The sequence below is a fragment of the Leucobacter faecis genome (assembly GCF_054456635.2).
In genome coordinates this window covers 57,387-75,024 of sequence record NZ_JBTJEP020000011.1, presented here as the reverse complement: position 1 = coordinate 75,024, position 17,638 = coordinate 57,387, and the positions used below count along the sequence as shown (strand labels likewise).

At 63.3% G+C, this 17,638-nt stretch carries 23 protein-coding genes; all 23 read left to right on the top strand.

The genetic code is table 11. The annotated features are described in order from the left end of the window. The first annotated feature begins 11 nt into the window (after positions 1-11). The 23 genes from ACXR2T_RS10065 (at position 12) to ACXR2T_RS09955 (ending at position 17,628) form a co-directional block, all read left to right on the top strand. Positions 12-314, top strand: coding sequence for a hypothetical protein (locus tag ACXR2T_RS10065; protein ID WP_458839295.1), 303 nt, complete (start codon positions 12-14; stop codon positions 312-314). Beyond that, on the top strand, positions 307-624 hold the full coding sequence (locus ACXR2T_RS10060; protein WP_458839294.1) for a hypothetical protein: 318 nt from the start codon (positions 307-309) through the stop codon (positions 622-624). The genes ACXR2T_RS10065 and ACXR2T_RS10060 overlap by 8 nt, the downstream gene beginning before the upstream one ends. Beyond that, positions 621-1,367 carry a hypothetical protein gene (locus tag ACXR2T_RS10055; RefSeq protein WP_458839292.1) on the top strand — a complete coding sequence of 249 codons (747 nt, stop codon included), beginning with the start codon at positions 621-623 and terminating at the stop codon, positions 1,365-1,367. Before ACXR2T_RS10060 ends, ACXR2T_RS10055 begins: the two co-directional genes overlap by 4 nt. Next, entirely contained in the window at positions 1,360-1,647 is a 288-nt protein-coding gene (locus ACXR2T_RS10050; protein WP_458839291.1) for a hypothetical protein, read from the top strand. Before ACXR2T_RS10055 ends, ACXR2T_RS10050 begins: the two co-directional genes overlap by 8 nt. Before the next feature lie 129 nt (positions 1,648-1,776). Further along, positions 1,777-2,256 carry a hypothetical protein gene (locus ACXR2T_RS10045; protein WP_458839289.1) on the top strand — a complete coding sequence of 160 codons (480 nt, stop codon included), beginning with the start codon at positions 1,777-1,779 and terminating at the stop codon, positions 2,254-2,256. 123 nt (positions 2,257-2,379) lie between these two features. Continuing rightward, positions 2,380-2,907 (top strand): GcrA family cell cycle regulator, encoded by a 528-nt coding sequence (locus tag ACXR2T_RS10040; protein WP_458839287.1) that lies wholly within the window; start codon positions 2,380-2,382, stop codon positions 2,905-2,907. Next, positions 2,908-4,188 (top strand): PBSX family phage terminase large subunit, encoded by a 1,281-nt coding sequence (locus ACXR2T_RS10035; protein WP_458839285.1) that lies wholly within the window; start codon positions 2,908-2,910, stop codon positions 4,186-4,188. Between the two features lie 21 nt (positions 4,189-4,209). Further along, positions 4,210-5,769, top strand: a complete 1,560-nt coding sequence (locus ACXR2T_RS10030; protein ID WP_458839284.1) for a hypothetical protein — start codon at positions 4,210-4,212, stop codon at positions 5,767-5,769. A gap of 15 nt (positions 5,770-5,784) precedes the next feature. Continuing rightward, complete coding sequence (locus ACXR2T_RS10025; RefSeq protein WP_458839283.1) at positions 5,785-6,921, top strand: phage minor capsid protein; 1,137 nt, start codon at positions 5,785-5,787, stop codon at positions 6,919-6,921. Between the two features lie 69 nt (positions 6,922-6,990). Continuing rightward, entirely contained in the window at positions 6,991-7,647 is a 657-nt protein-coding gene (locus tag ACXR2T_RS10020) for a hypothetical protein (protein ID WP_458839281.1), read from the top strand. Positions 7,648-7,668: 21 nt separating this feature from the next. Continuing rightward, positions 7,669-8,676 (top strand): major capsid protein, encoded by a 1,008-nt coding sequence (locus ACXR2T_RS10015; protein ID WP_458839280.1) that lies wholly within the window; start codon positions 7,669-7,671, stop codon positions 8,674-8,676. A 70-nt stretch (positions 8,677-8,746) separates the two neighbouring features. Then, entirely contained in the window at positions 8,747-8,914 is a 168-nt protein-coding gene (locus ACXR2T_RS10010; RefSeq protein ID WP_458839278.1) for a hypothetical protein, read from the top strand. Continuing rightward, a complete protein-coding gene (locus tag ACXR2T_RS10005; protein ID WP_458839276.1) occupies positions 8,914-9,108 on the top strand; it encodes a hypothetical protein in 195 nt (64 codons plus the stop codon). The genes ACXR2T_RS10010 and ACXR2T_RS10005 overlap by 1 nt, the downstream gene beginning before the upstream one ends. 12 nt (positions 9,109-9,120) lie before the next feature. Beyond that, the gene (locus ACXR2T_RS10000; RefSeq protein WP_458839274.1) at positions 9,121-9,519 is read left to right on the top strand and encodes a hypothetical protein; all 399 of its coding nucleotides are present in this window, start codon (positions 9,121-9,123) and stop codon (positions 9,517-9,519) included. Then, complete coding sequence (locus tag ACXR2T_RS09995) at positions 9,512-9,856, top strand: hypothetical protein (protein ID WP_458839272.1); 345 nt, start codon at positions 9,512-9,514, stop codon at positions 9,854-9,856. The genes ACXR2T_RS10000 and ACXR2T_RS09995 overlap by 8 nt, the downstream gene beginning before the upstream one ends. Continuing rightward, complete coding sequence (locus ACXR2T_RS09990; protein ID WP_458839270.1) at positions 9,853-10,197, top strand: hypothetical protein; 345 nt, start codon at positions 9,853-9,855, stop codon at positions 10,195-10,197. The genes ACXR2T_RS09995 and ACXR2T_RS09990 overlap by 4 nt, the downstream gene beginning before the upstream one ends. Continuing rightward, positions 10,197-10,646, top strand: coding sequence for a hypothetical protein (locus ACXR2T_RS09985; protein WP_458839269.1), 450 nt, complete (start codon positions 10,197-10,199; stop codon positions 10,644-10,646). Before ACXR2T_RS09990 ends, ACXR2T_RS09985 begins: the two co-directional genes overlap by 1 nt. A gap of 67 nt (positions 10,647-10,713) precedes the next feature. Then, entirely contained in the window at positions 10,714-11,226 is a 513-nt protein-coding gene (locus tag ACXR2T_RS09980; protein WP_458839268.1) for a phage tail tube protein, read from the top strand. 99 nt (positions 11,227-11,325) lie between these two features. After that, a complete protein-coding gene (locus tag ACXR2T_RS09975; RefSeq protein WP_458839266.1) occupies positions 11,326-11,832 on the top strand; it encodes a hypothetical protein in 507 nt (168 codons plus the stop codon). Between the two features lie 50 nt (positions 11,833-11,882). Continuing rightward, positions 11,883-12,062, top strand: coding sequence for a hypothetical protein (locus ACXR2T_RS09970; RefSeq protein ID WP_458839265.1), 180 nt, complete (start codon positions 11,883-11,885; stop codon positions 12,060-12,062). Beyond that, positions 12,059-15,637 (top strand): tape measure protein, encoded by a 3,579-nt coding sequence (locus ACXR2T_RS09965; protein ID WP_458839263.1) that lies wholly within the window; start codon positions 12,059-12,061, stop codon positions 15,635-15,637. Before ACXR2T_RS09970 ends, ACXR2T_RS09965 begins: the two co-directional genes overlap by 4 nt. Beyond that, positions 15,638-16,540, top strand: coding sequence for a hypothetical protein (locus ACXR2T_RS09960; RefSeq protein ID WP_458839262.1), 903 nt, complete (start codon positions 15,638-15,640; stop codon positions 16,538-16,540). Then, entirely contained in the window at positions 16,540-17,628 is a 1,089-nt protein-coding gene (locus ACXR2T_RS09955; protein WP_458839261.1) for a hypothetical protein, read from the top strand. Before ACXR2T_RS09960 ends, ACXR2T_RS09955 begins: the two co-directional genes overlap by 1 nt. The last annotated feature ends 10 nt before the right edge of the window (positions 17,629-17,638 follow it).

The following is a 17,638-nucleotide window of genomic DNA, read 5'->3' as shown; positions in this document are numbered from 1 at the left end:
AAGGAAAACAGATGACTGAGTGGGACATTTTTTGGAGGGGCTACGTGGCGGGTGAGTACCGGCAACGCGCACGGGAATCGGGCGATACGGCTGCTCGTGCCCGGTTGAATGCATGGCTGTATGGCGTGCTAACGGTGGTTGCCGTGGTGGTGGCTGTGTGGTCGCCGTTTTGGTGGTGGATGGCAGCGTTGTGGGCGTTATTCACTGTGGCGTCGGTGTTTGCGGCGCGCACTGCTCGCGAGCTTGCCGATTATTGGCGGGCGCGTGGTGACGTGATTGTGAACAGATTCAAGGAGGAAACGAAGCATGACTGAACATATTGACCACGTGGCGGAAGCGCGACGCTTACAGGGTGGCGCGCGTGACATTATTCGAGCCGCGAATAAAGCACCGGGAACGTTAGCGCCGCATATGGCGGCTGTGATCATGCTTGACGATGCACGCCTAGAAGCGCAGTTGGCGCTTGTGGAGCAGCAGCGCATCGCGAACCTGATCGCGCTTGGTAGTGCTGAGCGCGGCCCGTACCGGTATCTCGACGCGGGCGTGACAGAGCTCACGTCGGAGGACGCGCTTGGTGCCGCGGCTGTGCTGTTGGGAATTGATTTCAAGGAGGAAACGGAATGACGAAAAACCTGATCGAAGAGGCGCGGCGGCAGGTCGCGCACATCGTGGATAAGTCGAAGCGTGAACGGCTGATTAGCGACCTTGCTGACGCGCTAGAGCGGTCGAAGCGCGGCGGTGCGACGCTCGGCCAGATCATTAAGCGGCAGGGTGACGACATCGTGAAGATCACGAAGTCTCAAGACCTTATCGGTGACGATGGCGACGGCGATTGGGAGCTGGTGTGGGAGCGCGCTTTCAAGATGCGCGCTGACCTTGACGTGCTAGAGGCCCGTCTGCCCAGCGAGGAAGACCGGGAGGTGCTGGTGAAAATCTTTGAGCCTGTCGAGCGCCTGATCTACGGGGCTGATTCGCTCGAGCTGGGGTACGAGGTGGCCGACGCGGTTCTTGCTGCGGGTTTCTCGCGTGCTGCTGTACCTGATGCCGCGACCACTGACCCACGCCTCACTAACGGCTATCAGCTCGGGGTGAATGACATTCCAGCGCTTGTAGCGCAGATCGATCGGCTAGAAAGCGTGGCCGAGGACTTTAGGCGGCGACATGCGGCCACCGCGACGTTGCTCTACAGCGCCGAGGCTGAGCGTGATGCTGCTCTCGCTGCGCTAGAGCGGGTACGGGAGCTGTGGAACGAGGTTGCTATTAATGACATCGGCGACAGCGTGACGGTCGTGGACTGGCAGCGATACGAGAGCGGGTTCTTGGTGGAACTGCTCGCCGCGCTTGAGGGTGGTGTCACTAATGAGTGAGTTGGAAGAACTACGGGCCGTCGTGGAACGAGTGCGGGCGGCGGTCATCGCGTCAAGTGACGGCGGGCGGTGTGGCGTCAAGGAGCACTCGAAGTCATCGGCTGCGGCGGCGGGGTATTGGCGTTGTGCTGACGCGGTGCTCGCCGCGCTTGACGGGGCACCCGAACCGGAGGCCGTGGAATGGGAGCAGCGCGTGATGATAAGCGACGGGGAAGAGGTGCTTGTACGCCGTCGCAAGGCCGGGGCGCCGCTTCCAGTAGAGGGTGGTGAGAGCGCGTGAGTGTGCAGCTAGTCATTGACGTGGGGCAAGGAGTGGCGCTGCTGCTGCTCTGCGCCTCAAATTTTGTTCAGCACAGGCTCAACAAGCTCACAAATGAGCGCTTACGGGAACTTGAGGAAAGGCGTAGCGATGACTACTGACAACCGAAGCAACGAAGCGATAGTGGCGGAGGCGTTCGACGAGGTTCTACTTACTCACCGTCGCGCACTTGATGACGCGCAGCGGGAAGATGTGGGGCGTATTGCCGTGGCCGCGCTGTCTGCTGCTGGCCGTCTACAGGTGGCGGGCGGGCAACCGAGCGACGTGCAAGTAGAGGCCGCGGCGCTTGCTGCCCTGAACTCGTGGCGTGCACGGGCTGGCCTGCCCGCGCTGGCATCACTCGATGGCGTGCCGAACGCGGGCGAGTGGCGGGCAGACGCACACGCGGCACTCACCGCTGTACGCGCCGCCCCGTCTGTCGTGGTGCGTGAAGCGAAAGCCGAAGCGTGGCGGGAAGGTCATGCTGCTGGGTGTGACTACCGGGCTGACGGCTGGAACAGCGACGCACACGACCCGGAAGAAGACAACCCCTACCGGTCTGGTGGGGTAACGAACGAAGGTGCGACTTGACACGCCCCCGTCTGCACCCCCACTATATGTAATGAACCATCATGAAAGCCCCGCCAAGTGCGGGGCTTTCGTGCTCCCACACCCGGCACACCTACCCCGGAACAACCACCGAGGAGGCAAGCCATGAACGACAGCGCCGGACGTCCAGACCCTAAACGCGCACAGCTGCGAAAGCTCCAAAGCGAAGGACTCTCAGTACGCAAGATCGCCGAGCAGATCGGCGTATCCCGCTCGACAGTCTCAGCATGGGCGAAGCAAGAAGGCTTATCGTTCGATCGTTCCAAGACCGCGCAGGCCGTCGCCGCTAAGAGCATCGACCTCGCGGCGGGCCGTCAACGCCTCGCTGAGAAAATGCTTGCCGTGGCGGAAGACATGCTCGACCGTATCGACGACCCGTATGTCGTGTACAGCTTCGGTGGTAAGGACAACACGTTCGAGCAGGCCACGCTAGATAGCGCGCCCGTCGAAGTGCGCCGCAATATCGTTACGACGGCGGGTATCACGTTCGACAAGCTCACCCGCATCGTAGAGAAAGACACCGACCTCACCGGCGTTACCAGCGTCGTGCAGTCCCTCGAAGCCGGTATCCTCGCGGCCGCTGAAGTGCTGCGTACTGACACCCCGACAGGAGGGGAAGAAGAGGGGGCCTGAATGCTCTCTGGCCTTACCTCGATTCTTTCCCGTTCACAGATCCTCTCCCTCGCTGATTGCGGCAAAAGCAAGATTGCTCTCTGGTCTGGTGCTGTCCGTTCCGGTAAAACGTTCGTCAGCCTGTTCGCGTTCTTGTTCGCGATCCTGACCGCACCGCGCGCCGGCGTCATCATCATCGTCGGTCGGACACTCGACACGATCAACGGCAACCTGTTCAGTCTGCTCACGAACCCGGAAATCTTCGGGCCGCTCGTGAAGCACATCAAGTACACGCCCGGCGCGAAAACAGCGACCATTCTGGGCCGTACCGTTCACCTGTATGGCGCGAACGATGCCGCCTCGGAAACGAAGATTCGCGGCCTCACCGTGTCCCTCGCCTACGTGGATGAAGCGACGATCATCCCCGAGGGGTTCTGGAACATGCTCGTCACCCGCCTATCGGTGGATGGTGCGCGTCTTCTGTCGACCACGAACCCCGGCTCCAAGTCTCATTGGCTGCGTAAAGAGTGGATTCTGAAAGCAGGCGAAGTCAGCCTGACTCATTTTCCGTTCACGATGGAAGACAACCCCAGCCTGTCTGAAGAGTTCAAAGCGTCCATGCGGGCGTCGTACTCGGGTGTCTTCTACCAGCGCTTCATTAAAGGCGAGTGGACGAACGCTGAGGGTGCCGTCTATCCGATGTGGGACGAGACGCGGCACCTCATCAAACATGCTGATCTGCCACCGATCGCGCGTACGCTCGCGGTCGGCATGGACTACGGCACCACCAACACTACGGTCGCGCACCTGCTCGGGATCACCGACGAGCCACAGCCCCGCCTCGTCCTGATCGACGAATGGCACTACTCGTCCAAAGAGCACCACGGCGAAACCCTCCCAGACATTGAGCTATCGCGCCTGTTCAGGGAATGGCTCAACACACGCCACGGCACCGACAGCGTGCATGTTCCGCCGCCTGAGTTCATCTTCCTCGACCCGTCGGCAGCGTCCATGCGTGCACAGCTCCACCAGGACGGTGTCACGTCGTGGGCCGCGAATAACGCGGTACTCGACGGTATACAGGTAGTCGGTTCGCTCCTCTCTCAGGGCAAGCTCATCGTATCCGATCGTTGCAAGGTGTACCTCGAGGAGGTCACCGAGTACGAGTGGGACAGCAAAGCCGCTGAAGAGGGCAAGGACGAAGTGGTGAAGCGTGACGACCACGGCCAAGACAGTGCACGCTACGCCATATTCAGTTGCCTATCACAGTGGCAGCATCTCGTTTACGGCCTCGCAGCCTAACCCCCGAAAGGAGCCAAGGCTATGCCGATGCCCTCACCGAACACTCCCTGGCCCCCGAAAGCGTGGGCTCCCGCATACTCGCAGTACGCCGAGAATGACGCCTGGCTGACGGGCGACACGAAGACACTCGCCAGCATCTACCAGCAGGGCGGCGGCGCGACTCACTCTCATGGTGGCGTGCCTCATCGTGGCGGGCTTGTCGGTGCAGCCAGCCGGTTCATGTGGGGTCGCCCTGTGCCGGCGGGTGAGCAGCGTACGCGCGTGCATGTGCCGATCGCCGCTGACCTCGCCACGCTCGCGTCTGACCTGCAGTACAGCGATCCGCCTGTGGTCGAGTTCGCCGACGGCATGACAGTTAGCGAGCAGGCACAGGCGCGGCTCGACGACATGCAGAACAGCGACAGCCACCACGCCATGCTCAATTCAATGGGCGAGATCAAGAGCGCGTTGGGTGCGACCGTGATTATCCCCCGCTGGGACACCGGCCTCGAAGACCACGTTTGGTTGGACTACGCCGCAGCAGACACCGTTGTCCCCGTGTTCAGGCATGGCCGTCTCGTCGAAGTCACGCTGTGGTCGGAGTTCCTCGACGGGCACGTCTACTACCGGCACCTCGAGCACCACACGATCGGCGCGATCGAGCACGCCTTGTATCGTGGCACCGCGTCGAACCTCGGCTCGCGTGTGCCACTGCAGGAGCGGCCCGAGACGGAAGCATACGCAGCGCTCGTCGACGGGGATAGTCGCATCGTAACGGGTATTGACCGTCTCACGGCGGGCTATCTGCCGAATGGGCCGGCGTTGTCGTGGCGTAAGTCTGGCGTGCTCAAGGACGCTGGCCGTTCTGATTTCAATCAGCTGCCGCCTCTGTTCGACAACGCCGATGAGGCTTGGTCGTCGTGGATGCGCGATCTCAAGCTCGGTGCAGCAAAGCTGATCGTGCCTGAAGCGTACCTGCGCAGCAATGGGCCTGGCGCGGGTGCGTCGTTTGATACGTTCCGTGAAATGTTCGTGGGGTTGCAGATCCCCGGCGCAATGGACGGGCTCACGCTCAGCGCTCACCAGTTCGCGATTCGTACGCAAGAGCACAAGGACACGCTGGACGAGATCACCGGGCAGATCCTACAGAAGGCGGGCTTCAGTCCGTCGTCGTGGGGGCTCGGTGACAAGACCGGCTCGCAGGCGACCGCGACGGAGATTCAGCATCGTGAACGCCGCACTGAGACGACGCGCAGCCGCAAGAACCTATACGACCGTAAAGTGCTGTCACGCATGGGCTCGGTCGCGCTCGAGCTTGACGGGATGCTGTTCCCTGGCAAGGGTGGCGGTCGCTATGACCTGAACGTGATCTTCCCCGACATTTCGCGCACTGACCCGAAGGTAGAGGCTGAAACGATCGGCCTACTGAAAGTGGCGGAGGCGATCTCGACGGAGACCGCGGTTCGTCGCGCGAACCCGGACTGGTCAGATGACGCGATCACCGAAGAAGTGGAGCGCATCCAACGCGGGCGTGACGCGCAGCAGCCGCCTGACCCGTTCACGTTCGGCAAGGTAGACGAGCCCGACGAGGACGAACAGTAGCGGGAGGGGGTCGTCTTGCAGTCATGGCCTGGCGACTCCCCACAAGCCTGGATCGACGATGTAGGCCACGCGATCGCCGAACGCTACCGAGCAATCGAAGACGCGCTCTACGAGACGCTCGACAGGCTCACACGTCAGGCGCTCGAAGTGCCCGATGATGTACTGGCCCGGTATCGTGCGGTGCAGTCGCTTCGGGAGCAGGCTGAACGCCTCGTGCAAACCGTCAATCCTGACGAGCTCGCGCGCTGGGCGACCGAGCAGGCCGCGATGGGCGCATCGGCTGAGATCGCGCGCGTACTCCTCGACTTCCCCGCCTACGCAGCAATGGGAGTCGGGAAGGTCACGGCGCTCACGGCTGGTGGCGCGTACGCTGTCGCTGCGGTAGAACTCGACCTACGCGACTCGCTGCGCGCGCTCAACGCGCGTATTCTGCGTGCCCCTGTTGATGCTTATCAGGCGATGACCTCGAAACACGTCGCCTCACTACTCACGGGCATGACGACCTCGCAGGCGCTCCACCGGCGCATCCTCGACGAATACCTCGCCGACGGAATCACCGGCTTCATCGACAAGAGCGGGCGGCGCTGGACAATTGGCGCGTACTCGGAAATGGCGGCCCGAACCGCCGCCGCGCGTGCGTGGCGCGACCAGTCCGTCGCATCGATGAACGCGGCAGGCATCACCACGTATACGCCCGTCGTCGGGAACAGTGCGTGTGATGCGTGCGCCCGCTGGATCGGTAAAACGCTCGGCCCACAACCCGGCCCCATGACCGTGAAACATGCGATCACCGCGCACCCAGTGACCATCACAGTGGATGCGACGGTGGACGAGTGGCGCGGCTCTGGCGCTGGCCACCCGAACTGTCGTTGCGTGCTAACTGTGTCGCTGCCTGGCGGGCCTGACCCGTCGAAGCATTCCACCTACGACAAGCAGAAAGAACGCGACCGCGAGCGACTGCGCGAGCTTGAGCGTGACGTACGCGCCGCGAAGCGTGACGGCGACCCCGACGAGATCGGCGAAGCCCAGGCAGCGCTACGCCAGCATGTCGAAGAGACCGGCATCATCCGGCGCGCATACCGTGAGCAGCTGCCGTTCGCTGACGGTGGCGACAGTAACCCGCGGGGGCGCACGAAGAAGCGCCGCCGCTAACCCTCACCAAACAGGTGGGGGTTCTTTTATGCCCATTTGCTGGGCCGACTGCCTGAGGAGGCACGACCAATGCACACCACTTTTCAGCGCCAAGGCGACCCAGTTTGCGTCGGCTTCACGATCGGACGCGCACCACACTCGCTGCGCGGCATCCGGTACATGGAGGGCGAGGGCGGCGCGGCACCTGCAGCGCCCGCGGCTCCCGTCGAGCCTGCAGCCCCGTCGCCTACCGATGTGGCGGCGATGCTCGCGCAGCTCGGCAAGGGCAGCACACCCGCAGCGCCAGCGACTCCCGCGGTGCAGCAGATTCAGGGATTCACGCCCGACCAGGTGCAGAAGCTCATGGCTGACAACGAAGCCACACAGCAAGCACTGGCGGCGATGCAGACCGAGCGCGATGAAGCCCGCACCGAGCGCGACAGCTTCAAGGGACAAGTCGCCGAGCACGCCCGCGTCGGAGCAATCACGACAGCTGCCGACGGCAAGGCCAACGCGGCGCTCCTCCTCGACTCGGCGAAGTTCCAGGCCGCGATCAAGGATCTCGACATGGCCGACGGTGCAGCACTCGCCACCCTCGTCGACCAGTTCGTGAAGGACAACCCCGCCTACGGCGTACAGCCGACGGCCCACGCTCTCCCCGGCACATCAGGCGACCGCCCAGCCGGGAGTACGACCACCAAACCATCCACCCTCGAGGGCGCAATCGCTGCGCGCCTCGCAGGCTAAACCTGAAAGGAGCACGCCATCATGGCTGTTTCACTCGCAGAATCAAAGCTGAACACCACCGACGACATCGACGTGTCCGTCATCGACGAGTTCCGCAAGACCGGTGTCATCACCGACTCGCTGATCTTCGACGATGTTGTCAACCCTGCAGGGGGCGGCGACACCCTCACCTACGGGTACCGTCGCCTCAAGACGCAGGCCACCGCAGACACTCGCGCGATCAACACCGAGTACACCGACCAGAACGTCGAGACCAGCCGCCACTCGGTCGACCTCGCTGTTATGGGTGGTTCGTTCGCTGTCGACCGTGTGGCCGCGAAGCTCGGCCCCGCAGCGTCGGGCAACATCGCCCTCAACATCACTCAGAAGGTGAAGTCCACGAACGCTAAGTTCGCGGATCTCGTCATCAACGGCGACACCGCGACCGACGCGAACGGCTTCGACGGTCTCGACAAGGCGCTCGTCGGCTCGTCGACCGAGTTCCGTGCCGGCCAGATCACTGACCTGCGCGACTTCGACACCGACAACCGTGCAGAGCACAAGTTCCTAGACGTGCTCGACGAGTTCCTGACCCTCCTCGACGGCACGCCCACCATCCTCGTGGGTAACGCGAAGGTGCTGTCTCGTGTGCGTGCGGCTGCGCGTCGTGCGGGTCAATACACGAAGGATCCCGTGGAGGGCCTGATGGGTGCGAATGGGCGCCCGATCGAGCGCGAAACGTACGGCGGCATTCTCTTCGGTGATGCTGGCGCTAAGGCGGGCTCGAACACTGCGATCATCCCGATCGAGAAGCGCACCGTAGGCTCCGAGGCTGACGTGGAAGGTCTCACTGACCTGTACGCGTACCGTGTCGGCCTCGACGGTTTCCACGGCGTGTCCACGATCGGCGGGCAGCTTGTCCAGACGTGGATGCCGAACTTCTCTGACGCTGGCGCTGTGAAGCGTGGCGAAGTGGAGCTCGGCCCCATCGGTGTCGCTCTTAAGGCGACAAAGGCGGCGGCTGTGTTCCGCAATATCCGCGTGCAGTAGCACCCAATCGTGTGGGGGCCGGGCCATAGTGCGCGGCCCCCACGCATACCCCTTGAGGAGGGTAACCATTATGGCTAAGGTCATCACCCCGGTTGCGGGGTTTAACGGTGTCGTCGCTGGCGTCACTTTCACCGATGGGGTGGGAGAGACGGATGATCCGGGCGCGCTCGCCTACTTCGGACGGCAGGGTTACAAGCTTGAGCCGGTGAAGCCTGCACGTAAGAAGGGCGGCGAGTAATGGCTGTCTACCGTGACCCGCAAGCACCTAAGCATCGTGTCGTGTTCGGTGGCGAGGAGTTCGTCGCTGGCGTGACGAAGGACATCGCGCCGGGCCCTGAGACGCTGCGTCTCTTCACGAGCGCGGGCATCGTCGAAGTCAAGCCCGAGGCGGCACCCGCTGAGGCTGACAAGCCCGCTAAGCCGAAGAAGTAAAGGGGAGACACCGTGAGCCGCACCTACGCCACCGAGACAGAGTTCGAAGAATGGCTCGGCACTACCGCGCCGCATGGTGCGGCTCGTCTCCTCCGAGATGCTTCCCTCGAGGTCGACGACATGCTGATCACTGCCGTGTATGCGGTCGATCATGACGACCGGCCTACAGAGCCGCGCGTGATCGCAGCACTACGGGACGCGACGTGCGCGCAAGCCGAGTACCGGGACGAGCACGGCAGCGAGGTTGACGCGCTCTCCGCTGGCGAATCGGTGAAGCTGGGGCCGCTCGGCTTCGGCGGCGCGTTCTCGTCAGCACCATCACCGCTGCGGCAGCTCCCCCGCTTCAACCCTGCCGCGCTGCGTATCCTGCGTGTCGCGGGTCTGATCCCTGGCACGGTGCAAGATGGGTAAACGCATACCCGGCAAGCTGCTACCGCATCGTGACCTTGTGACCGTCGAACCTTATCTCGGGGGCGGCGCGAACGGGCGCCATTACGGCCCGCCCGTGACGGTGCGGCGTGCGCTCATCGTCGATGCTGACCAGCTCGTGCGCGACCAGTACGACGCGGAAGTGTCATCCGGCACGACGCTCTATTTTGAACGCCACGAGCTCGCCGAACTCCCCAGTCCTGAAACGCGAGTGACCGTGCGCGCGGGTACAGCTGATGAGCGTGTGACGCATGTGATCCGGTGTGCACGCTACGACCACCCGCGCATCGCTGACCTGTTGGAGGTGAGTCTCGAATGAGCGGCGTACACACTGAATGGCATGGTGACATCGTGCAGGCGATGATCTCCGCGAACTCGACCGAAGCGCTCAACCACGCGGCTGAACTTTTGCGGGGCGATAGCGTACCCCTCGCACCGGTCGACCGCGGCCCGCTGCGCGCCTCAGCGCAAGTCACACCCGCGACCGAGGGCGGCCTCACCGCGTACGTCTCCTACGACACCCCCTACGCTGCACGACAGCATGAAGAGCTGGACTGGCGGCATGACGACGGGCAAGCGAAATACCTCGAAGCGCCACTGGTCGCGAACGCTGACACCTACAACCAGGCGATCGCGGCCCGCCTCGGGCAGGGGCTCTAATGTACGAGCCACGCCACTACACCGGCAAGCTCATGGTCGGCATCGCGCAGAGGATCCACTCGTCTGGGCTCGCGGTCTACCAGCCCGACGGCACACCCTACGAGCGGGGTGTGCGAGGCATCTACCTCGACCACTCCCCGACAGGCAAGCAGGCCGAGACGCAGCCCACGTGCGTGATCACGCCGTACCTGCCACAGTCGGGCGATCTCGCAGTCGAGCACACGCGAGTACAGATCAGGGCACGTCATCCGGGTCTGACGCCGCTTGAGGTGCGTGACTGGCTCGACGACATGCGCGCACTCTTCCCCGACAAGACACGCCTCGTCTTCGGCGACATCGAGATCGACCGGGTACGACAAACCGGCTCCACCACGTGGGGTGAACCGTCAGCGATCGAAGCGCTCGAGACCACCCAGAACTTCACTTTCCGCGGCAACCGCTACGACTAGCCGCGCCCAACAGCCCAAGCCTCGCACACCCGTGCGGGGCTTTTTCTATGCCCGAAAGGAACACATCATGGCTTTCACTACCCCTACCCCGACGAAGGGCCTCAATGGCCAGTCGTACGAATACCACTGCGATGTCGCAGCCGTGCCCACTACGCCTGACACTGTGACGTGGCTGTCTGCCCCCGACATTACGGGGCTGCAGCCGAACGCATCCCCCAAGACCGCTGACGGGTCCACCTACGCGAACCGCGGCCAGGACGACGTATCGACCGTGGGCGAGACGTTCACGGTCGCTTTCGACGCGAAGGCCGTCAAGAACGCTGAGGGCAAGGTGCAGCCTTTCATCGGCCTGCTGATCGCCGCGGCTCAGTCGCACCTCGACGGCGGCGACCCCACCAAGAAGATCGTGCAGGTTCGCGTCTACCACGAGTGGATCGAAGAGCTCGCCTGGGAATTCACGGCAGAGGTGTCGTTCCAGCGCAAGAACACCGGCAATGCCGACATTGAGTTCTTCAGCTTCACGCTCACGTCGAAGGGTGACCGCAAGGTCATCGCGAACCCGGCGCTCGTCTCCCCGTAACCCGCGGGGCTCACCTACTCCTCGGGGCGTGCATGGTCGTGCCGCGCCCCGAGGTCTCCCCCTTTTGCGCGACCACACAGACTTTTAAGGAGCACGACCATGCCCACCACCGCCCGCGAGCACCTCGGCAACCTGATCATCGGCTTCGGCGACGGCACCGACTACACCATCTACCCCGTACCCGGCAGTATCGGCCTCGAGATACAGGCCCTCCTCGTCGGCCTCACGCTTGGCACTACCGCGCACGAGCAGGGCGCAGACCAGGTCATCTCGGATACGGAGAGGATCGCGAAGCTTGCCCTCGGAGTACCACTCAAAGGCAAGTCGAATAAGCGTTGGCGTGAGTTCGACCAGCTACGCTCGGCACGCGCAACACTCATATCCCAGGCCGCGATCCTCTGGAACACGGGCGGTGGCGGCATCGAAGCTGTCGAAGACCTCATCAACGAGGCAGGTGGTTACCCAAAAGCCCTCGAACGCGTGATGCAATCCTCAGGGCTGGGCGCTCAGTACAAAATTCTGAGGACATGGCTCGATGGGGTGGGCGTCACCTCGGAGACGGCTTCTACGCAGAGCCCCACTGGTACCGGGACTACCTCCGTCTAGAGAAAGAAGCCACGGGCGGCGGGGTCGACTCGCGGGCGTTGTGGGCGCACGTGATCGAGCATTGGCGCGCCTACGTGCTCCCCGACATGGCCCGCTTCTACCCGTCCCTCGGCGACCCGCTCGGGGCGGCGTGGCGTGACGTGCGCGAAGTCATCCTCTCCCTGTTCGGCATCCCTGAATCACTGACTGGCGCGACGTTCGCGCGCGCACAATCCGAGGAGGACACGTGAGTTTCGAAGTTGGCCGGCTGTCTGCGGCGCTCACCCTCGACGGAGTGCCCGAGTTTCATTCGCAGCTCGACGCTGCGGGCCGCAAGCTCACCGACACGGGGCAGAAGGGCGCGAGCTTCGGCAAGCTCGGCGAACAGGCCGTGCGCTCGGCGGCGGGTGCGACGACTGGGCTCGTCGCTGCGGCGGGCGCGTATCTGACGATCCTCACGAAGCAGGGCGTCGCCTACAACTCAATGCAGCAGAACTCGCGCGCGGCGCTCAAGGTGCTGCTCGGTGGCACTGAAGCAGCGAACGTGCAAATGGCGAAGCTCGACGACTTCGCTAGGAACTCGCCCTTCTCGAAGAGCGTCTTCATTCAGGCGCAGCAGCAGCTCATCGGCTTCGGCATGGAGGCTGGCAAGGTCGTGCCCACGCTGGACGCGATCCAGCAGGGCGTCGCCGCGATGGGCGGCTCGAACGAACAGATCTCCGAGGTCGTCAACATCCTCGCCAATGTACAGTCGACGGGCAAGATCACGGCTGAGACGCTGAACCAGCTCGGCTACCGCGGTATCGACGCGGCCACCCTCATGGGTGACGCGATGGGCAAGACCGCCGCGCAAATGCGTGAAGACATTTCTAAGGGCGCGATCGGTGGCGCTGAAGCGATCGACGTTCTTGTCGACGCGATGCAGAACCGTTTCGGTGGCGCTGCCGACGGTGTGAAGGAACAGTGGTCGGGCGCTACCGACCGCATCAAAGCCGCGTCACGTGACATCGGCGCACACATCGCAGAGCCTTTCATCTCGGCGCAGGGTGGCGGCATGGCCGTCACCTGGGGCAACCAAGTCGCCGACGTGCTGCGTGGGATCGAGAAGCAGGCCGTACCGGTCATGTCGATCCTCACCCAGCGCGGCATGCCTTTCTTTGCGTCGCTCACGCAGGGCCTCGACTCGACCGCGCAAGCAATCAAGCGGTGGAACCCCGAGTCGTTTTCGGTGACGCTCGACAAGCTGGCGAATCACGCGCCCGGTATCGCTGCGCTCGCGGGCGCTACGCTCGCGCTCGGCACCCAGGTAGGCCCGCTGGGAACGCTGTTTAAGACGCTCGGCTTGTCGGCTAACCCCGTGCTCGCTGCGATCGTGGGCCTGGCGGCGGCATCGCCTGAGCTGCGTGAAGCTTTCATGGGTGTGCTCAAGGCGGGCGAACCGCTGCTGCCTGTGATTGGTGATCTCGCGCAGGTGCTTTCGGGCACCCTGAATAGCGCGATCCCGGTCGTGTCTGGCGGGCTCGAGCTGGTCGCGGGCGTGCTCGAGACGGTGCTTGGTGTCGTAGCGAAGATCCCTACCCCTGTACTGATGGGGGCGGCCGCTTTCCTGGCGATGCATGCCGCGTCAAAGACTCTCGCGGGGCCTCTCTCTACGGTGATGGGGCTATTGCAGGGCTTCGGGCAGCGTGCCGCACTACAGGCCGCACTCGGCAACACGAATATCGCGATGGGTGCGCTGGCCACCACGTCCATGACCGCCAAGACTGGCGTGCAGCAGCTCGGCGGGGCACTCAAAACTGCTTTCCTGTCAAACCCGATCGGCATCGCGCTCACCGTCGTAGCTACCGCTGTCGGCGCGTGGGCAATGGCAAACGCTGCAGCCCAGCAGAAAGTGGAAGACCACAAGAATCGGGTCGCCGCGCTCAGGGACACACTCAATGAAACCACAGGCGCGATCACCGAGGCCACAGAAGCACAGGTCAAGGGCAACATCGCGGAGACTCGCGCTGCTGAACTCGCTGACCAGATGGGCATCAAATACAAGGACATCGAAGAAGCGATCCTCGGGAACGCTGACGCACAAGAGCGCGTGTCTGCGGGCATGACAAAGCACTGGGAAGAGAACGCAGTCACCCTCAACGAAGCAGACGACGCCCTCAATACCTGGTCTGCGTCAGCCATGAACGCACGGAATCGCAACAGTGAACTGTCGGACATCATGACCGAGCAGAAAGCCGCGATCGATGAGGCGCGACAGGCAACGATCGAGCGCGCGCAGGCTGAACGTGAGGCCGCTGCGGCGATGGGTGAGACAGGCCGGAACTCGCAGAAGCTGAAGGACGCGCTACAGGTCGCGTCGGACGCGTCACGCGACGCTGAAGAACGATTGAACGCGCTACGCCAGGCCCTCGACCTACTCAACGGCGGCAGCAAGAGCGCCGCTGAAGCTGAGCTCGAGCATGCCAAGCAGATGACAAACCTGAAGGACGCCCTTGGGCAGACTGTCGGAGAGTCAGGCAAGCTCGTCGACATCCTGAACGAGTCGGGCGGCGCGCTCGATCTGCAGTCGACGGAGGCGCAGCGCCTCGGCGACGTGCTCGTCGGCTTGAACAAATCGACTGAGGCGCAGGCTATGGCCGCGTCTGACGCGAAGATCGCTACCGGCGACTACGCGGGCGCATACGAGGCAGCACAGCAGGCCATGAAGAGTGGCCGTGACGCTTTCCTAGAGCAGGCTGAAGCGCTCGGCCTGAACAGCGAAGCCGCCGAGGCGCTGGCCGACAAGTACTACTCGATCCCCGATCAGGTGGCGACTGTCCTGTCAATGGAGGGCGCGACCGACGCGAGCGCACTACTCGCGCTCATGCTGTCGCAGCTATCACAGCTCGAAGTCAACGACACGATCGAGCTGCCCGTCGACGCGCCTGGCGCTGAAGAGACGAAGGAGGCACTCGAAGCGCTCGGCTACGTCGTCACCGACACCCCCGACGGGAAAAACTATGTGATCACGTCGCAGGGCAAGGAACAGGCGCTAGAGGATCTCAACTCGATCGCCACCTACCAGGTGCCCGAGAAGCTGTTCCAGATCGACGCCAACGATGCGGACGCTTACGCGAAGCTCGAGGGCGTCAACGTAAAGCAGATCGACGAAAAAACCGCGATCGTGTGGGGCGAAAACGCTGACGCCGTGAAGAAGATTCAGGCGGTCATCGACAAGAACCCCGAGAAGAAGGTCGTCACGATCGACGGCGACGACACTAACTTCAACACCGTCTGGCAGGGGGTCGTGGGTCGTGTCGGTGAAGCGTGGGTGTCGATCTTCGGTAAGAAGGGCAACATGGCCGGCGGCATGTACGGCTCGGAGGGGCAGCATTTCGCGGCGGGCGGTTTCCCGTCGGGCATGTACCAGGGCGTGAACGGCGGCATCCACAAACAGGGCATCGACGGCACCCCGCACGTATTCGCTGAAGCAGAAATGGGCGTCCCCTGGGAGGCCTACATTTCAGGGAAACCGGAGTTCAGGGAGCGGAACATCGCGCTCGCACTCGAGGCGCTACGCAGGCTCGGCGTGCAAACCGAGCAATTCGACCGGCTCGCTTTCCCCACAGTGCCCGCTAACCGCGTGTACGGGACGCGTGCTTTCGCGATGGGTGACGTGCTCGCACGCAACCCCGCCGCCATGTCGACCCCGGCTAAGACTGTGGCGACACCTGCGCGGTCGGAAGCTGCGCTCGTGGAGAACCTCTACCTCGGCGCGGGCGTCACCCGTGACGAGCTCGCCGAACTTGAACGCAAGCTCGACGTCATCAACCGAGGAGGCCTCTAAATGTACGGCGACTGGCAACTCACCTACCCCGGAACCAACTACAGGTTCGGGACACGCGACCACACAGTGCGACTCGTCAAATGGGCTTTCGAGGCCGACGGATACCGCACCGACGATGTCGACAACCCCCGACGGGATCAAGCCACTACCGGCCTCGATTTCGTGGAGGCCGGCCAGCTCGTCATCGATGTGCTCATCGACTTCACTGCTTGGCCGGCCTCTATCGAGGAGTGTGCACGGCTCGCTTGGGAGGCGCGCACCGAGTTTGCGCGTGTCTGGCGGGCTGACCCTGTCCGTACAGTGTCAGGCGCGGTCGCTGAACTCATCATGGGTGGCGAGCAGGGCATCGAGGGCAGGCCCCGCGGTGTGTCTTGGAGTGACGATTACGCGGGCGTGGGCCGCATCACCGGCAAGGCTCGCTTCAAGCCTGCCGGTACCGGCGTCTTCGCCGTGGGTGGGACGAATGACGGCTGGCATGAGCAGACCGTCGGGCTGATGCCGCCGCAGACGGTCGGGATCGTGGCCCCGCTGGTGGCACCGATTTCGACGGCTTTGGAAACAACACGGCGGCAGGCTTTCGAAGTCGGCGGTGTCGTGCCCACATACCCGATTGTGTCGGTACGTGGCCCGCTCACGGGCGGTGAGGTGGAGCTGGCGGGCGGCTGGCGCATGGCGCTCGCCCGCACGCTGCGCACGAGCGAGGTCGCGGTGATCGACACCAGGCCGGGGCATGAGGGCATGACCATCAACGGCGTGCCCACGAACCTCCTCACGGCGGGGAGCGTGCAGCTCCCTGACGCGGTCATGGCTCCAGGCATGCAGGAAATTTCCCTTCGTGGCACGTCGCTCGAGGGTACAGCTACAGCCACCGTCAGGTGGCGCGACATGAAAGAGAGCGCATAGTGGCTTCAGTAGAAGATTCTGGCGTAGACCGCTGGTTTGTCGGCGGTGGCGCGTCACACACTCCCGAGTCTGCACGCCGTCAGGTGTACACGAATAGTGGCGGCGCTGAGGGGGTGGGCGGTGCTGACGACCTCGTAGTGCGGCCCCTCGCGATTCCTGGCGCGGGCGTACGCGTCGCGGTCGGTACCGCGCTCATGAACTCCCGTTTTTCCGGCGGGCAGCTGCAGTCCTACCAGGCCGCAGTTTTCCGTGAACAGGTCGTCGACATCCCCCAGAACGACACGAACAAGGATCGCTGGGATCTCGTCGTTATCAGGTCAGAGGATCCGCACACTGCTGGGTCGCCGTGGCCGAAGCCCGCCCCTGCAGACATTCCAGATGAGCAGTACATCTATGTGCGTGTCATCTCAAATGTGCCAGCGAGTACACGCAAGCTGCAAGCGATCGCAGGAGGGTCGCCCGCGTACGCGAATCAGACGGGCATCGAGCTCGCGCTCGTGAAAGTGCCTGCGATGACCGGCACCGTCGGGGTGTCGCACATCACTGATTTGCGAGAGGTAGCGCTTCCGAAGAGTGAGACCGTGCTACTCACAGTCCCTGGCTTGAAAGACGAGACGGGGAACTGGGACCAAGCGGGCAACGTTGCCGAGCCTGCTTGGGAGCGGTGGCCTCAGCATCAGTGGTACGACGTGCTCGTCCCTGAATGGGCGACACAAGTGCAGGTGCAGTCTGACTGGTGCGAGGTGCTCTACATGGCCCCTGGTGGGACTGACGGCATCTGGGATGCACGCGGTAAAAACTGCGTGCGCCTCATCGGCCCCGAAGCGACTCTTGAAGTCGCTGGCACTGGCTACAACCGAAACCCTCAAGGCGCGAATAACAGCTACACCACGAACGTCCATATGCGCGGACAAGCGAACATCCCGACGAAGCTGCGAGGCCAAGTGATTCGTGTGCAGATGCTCGTGTCGGGCGGCAAGGCAGCGTCTGGCGCGATCTTGAAGGGTCGCTTGCAGGCTAACGCGCAGTCGCAATTTTCGACCACGCTGAAATTCAATGAAATCGCGGTCGACCGCGCGCAGCTTTAAAGGTGGTGTG